The sequence below is a fragment of the Mycobacterium sp. genome, assembly GCF_049278535.1.
Classification (GTDB): domain Bacteria; phylum Actinomycetota; class Actinomycetes; order Mycobacteriales; family Mycobacteriaceae; genus Mycobacterium.
Genome location: NZ_JBAPMI010000171.1, coordinates 1 through 3,549, shown reverse-complemented (window position 1 = coordinate 3,549; position 3,549 = coordinate 1). Strand labels below are relative to the sequence as shown.

Sequence of the window (3,549 nt, the reverse complement as noted above, 5' to 3'; positions counted from 1 at the left end):
GGAGACGAACACGCCAGGGGCGTCTTTGCGTTGGTGGGCGTTGCCGGGGTAAGTAGCGCGCGCCTTGCTCGGGTTCGCGTCTCACCCGCCTGAAGCGCCGACCGCGCCCCCCGATGATGACCGGGGCCATCGGATCCGAGCGGGTGGTCTGTCCCGTCTGGTGGCGGTGCTGGCGATCGCAGGGGGAGCCGCCGGGTGTGGCAGGCAGTCAATCCTCACCACGCGCAGCAAACCCGCGCATGACATCGCGCTGCTGTGGTGGTGGATGCTGGCCGCGGCCACCATCGTGTTCGTGGGCGCAGTCGCGATGCTGGTCGTCGCCTGGATCCGGCGCGGCGCTCCGGGTCTGCCGTTCGTCGGCGAGCGCGAAGGGCTGACGCAGGGCCTCGTGCTCGTCTTCGGCATCGCCGTGCCGATCGTCGTGCTCGTCGTCCTGTTCGGATTCTCCGACGTCTACCTCGTCGGCCAGACCTCACCGCCGCTCCCGTCGCGCACGCGCATGACGATCGACGTGATCGGCCATCAGTGGTGGTGGGAGATCCGCTATCCCGGTGAGCCCGTAGGTCACACGGGCAGCCTGCCCGAGCGAGCCGTCACCGCGAACGAACTGCACATCCCCGTCGACACTCGCGTGAACATCGTGGCCACGTCCGCGGACGTGATCCACAGCTTCTGGGTCCCGGCGCTGAACCGGAAGATCGACATGATTCCCGGCCGCCGCAACCGGGTGCTGCTCTATGCCGACCGTCCGGGGGAGTACCGGGGCCAGTGCTCCCAGTTCTGCGGCCTGCAGCACGCGCACATGTCACTGTACGTGTTCGCCCAGACCCCGGCGAGGTTCCGGACGTGGCTGGCCAACCAGGCCACGCCGGCCGCCGCCCCCGCGTCCGCTGTCGCGCAGGCAGGTCAGCGCCAGTTCATGGCCGACCAGTGCGCGAGCTGTCACACGATTGACGGGACCGCGGCCCGCGGCACGGTCGGACCCAACCTGACCCACCTGGCCTCGCGGACCTCCCTGGCCGCGGCCGAGATCCCGAACACGCCCCGCCGTCTCACCTCCTGGATTCGCAATCCCCAGGCGATCAAGCCGGGCGACCGGATGCCGGATCTCGGTCTCGGCAGCCGACAGGTCTCAGAGCTGGTCACCTATCTGGACGGGCTCAGGTAGCGATGGCGACGAGCGTCGGAGTCAAGGGGCAGCGTTACGTCGAGGAGCTCGATCAGATCTGGGTCGAGCGGGACGGTGTGCTGGGGTGGCTGACCACCACCAACCACAAGCGGATCGGGATCCTGTACTTCTTCACCTCGCTCGCGTTCTTCGGCGTCGGCGGTGTGGAGGCGCTGCTGGTCCGGACGCAACTGGCCGCGCCCAACGGCCGCGTGTTGTCACCTCAGGCTTATGACGAGGTGTTCACGATGCACGGGATCACGATGATCTTCCTGTTCGTGATCCCGATGACGACCGGGGCTTTCGGCAACTACCTGGTCCCGCTGATGATCGGCGCCCGGGACATGGCCTTCCCGCGCCTGAACGCGCTCTCCTACTGGATCTTTCTCGGCTCCGGCCTGTTCATCTACGCGGCGCTGGTGCAGGGCCATGCGCCCAACGCCGGCTGGTTCGATTACGTGCCGCTGGCCGCCAAGCAGTTCGATCCCGGCAACAACATCGACTTCTACGGCTACGGTCTGATCTTCAACGGCATCTCGAGCACGATCGCCTCGATCAACTTCATCGTGACGATCTTCAAGCTGCGGGCTCCCGGCATGTCGCTGAACCGCATGCCGCTGTTCTGCTTTGCCTTTCTGGCCGTGTCACTGGCACTGCTGTTCGCGCTGCCCTCCCTGAGCGTCGCCGCCCTGTTCCTAGAGCTCGACCGCCAGTTGGGCTTTCACTTCTACGATGCCGCCAACGGCGGGGACCCGCTGCTGTGGCAGAACCTGTTCTGGATCTTCGGGCACCCCGAGGTGTACATCATCATCCTCCCGGCGTTCGGGATCGCCACCGCGATCATCCCCACGTTCGTGCATCGCAAGATGGTGTTATTCCCCCTGGTGGCGCTGGCCGAGATCCTCGTCGCCTTCATGGGCTTCGGCGTATGGGCGCACCACATGTTCACCGTCGGCCTGGCGACGGTGACGACCGTCTACTTCGCGGCCGCCAGCCTGATCATCACGATCCCATCAGCGATCCAGATCTTCTCGTGGATCGCGACGATCGTCACCGGCACGCCGGAGTTCAAGACGCCGCTGCTGTTCATCGTCGGTTTCATCATCTACTTCATTCTGGGCGGCCTGTCGGGCATCACGGTGGCGGCGATCCCCTTCGATCAACAGGTCCACGACAGTTACTACATCGTCGCGCATTTCCATTTCGTGATCTTCGGCGCGGCCGTGTTCCCGATCCTGGGTGGGATGTACTTCTGGTTTCCCAAGCTCACCGGGCGCATGTACTACGAGCGGACCGGCAAGATCAGCTTCTGGCTGACCTTCCTGGGCACGCTGGTCACTTTCTTTCCGATGCACATCGTCGGCATTCTCGGCATGCCGCGACGCGTCTATACCTATCCACCGGGCCTCGGCTGGTCGTTGCTCAACGCAATCGAGACCGGTGGCTCCTACCTGCTGGCCGCCGGACTGGTCCTGATCGTGGCCAACCTCGCGATCAGCCTGCGACGCGGAGCGCGCGTGGGAACCGATCCGTGGGAGGGCGACACCCTGGAATGGTCCACGACGTCGCCGCCGCCGCCCTACAACTATGTCGTGATCCCAACCGTTACCAGCCCGTATCCGATGTGGGATAAGGAGGATCGCCAACGCGACAACCAGCGGCTGGAGCGTGGCGAGGGCGTGCTCGAGCTGGGTCATGAGACGCCGGCCACGACCGTCCAGGACGCCGTCGCCGACGAGATCCTGTCGATGCCCGCGCACTCCGCCTGGCCTCCGGTCACGGCGCTCGCGCTCACCGGCATCTTCCTGATGCTGGTGATGGGCCACTACTGGATCGCGGTCGGCTTCCTGGCCGCCGGCGGGCTGACATTGCTCGGGTGGCATCGCCACGAGGTACAGCCGTGAGTTCCGGCCGGCCGCCACGCAGCCCCGCCGCCGGCACGGCGACACAGGCAGCGAGCGTGTCGCGCCGGCGTCGCGCCCAACCCAACGGCTGGTGGGGAATGGCGCTGTTTCTGTGCTCAGAGGCCACCGTGTTCGGGACCCTGATGTCCTCATACTTCTATCTCGACTTCGACGCCAAGCACTGGCCACCCGCGGGCATCACGCCTCCCGGGGTCACCGATCCGGTGGTCGCGACCGCGGCGCTGATCGTCACGGCCCCCCTGCTGCTGCTGGCGGTGCGCGCGGCTCGCGGCGCCCGGCGATGGCGCGCGGTGCAGTGGATCGGAGCGGCGACGGTCGTCCAGATGCTGTACCTGGCGGCACAGGTCCTCCTGTTCCGGCACGACCTGAACGACTTCACGCCGCAGGGCAGCGCGTACGGGTCGATCTACTTCACGCTCCTGGCGGCCCACCACGCCCATGTCCTGCTCGGGATCC

3 protein-coding genes are annotated in these 3,549 nt (G+C 66.4%); all 3 read left to right on the top strand.

Annotated features, from left to right (window positions below):
* Positions 1–160: 160 nt before the first annotated feature.
* Positions 161–1,168 (top strand): cytochrome c oxidase subunit II, encoded by a 1,008-nt coding sequence (gene coxB, locus WAO18_RS11430; protein ID WP_422206396.1) that lies wholly within the window; start codon positions 161–163, stop codon positions 1,166–1,168.
* A 2-nt stretch (positions 1,169–1,170) separates the two neighbouring features.
* Positions 1,171–3,072, top strand: coding sequence for a cytochrome c oxidase subunit I (ctaD, locus tag WAO18_RS11425; RefSeq protein ID WP_422206395.1), 1,902 nt, complete (start codon positions 1,171–1,173; stop codon positions 3,070–3,072).
* Positions 3,069–3,549: cytochrome c oxidase subunit 3 (locus WAO18_RS11420; RefSeq protein WP_422206394.1), on the top strand; the 481-nt coding region annotated here is incomplete at its 3' end. The genes ctaD and WAO18_RS11420, both read left to right, overlap by 4 nt.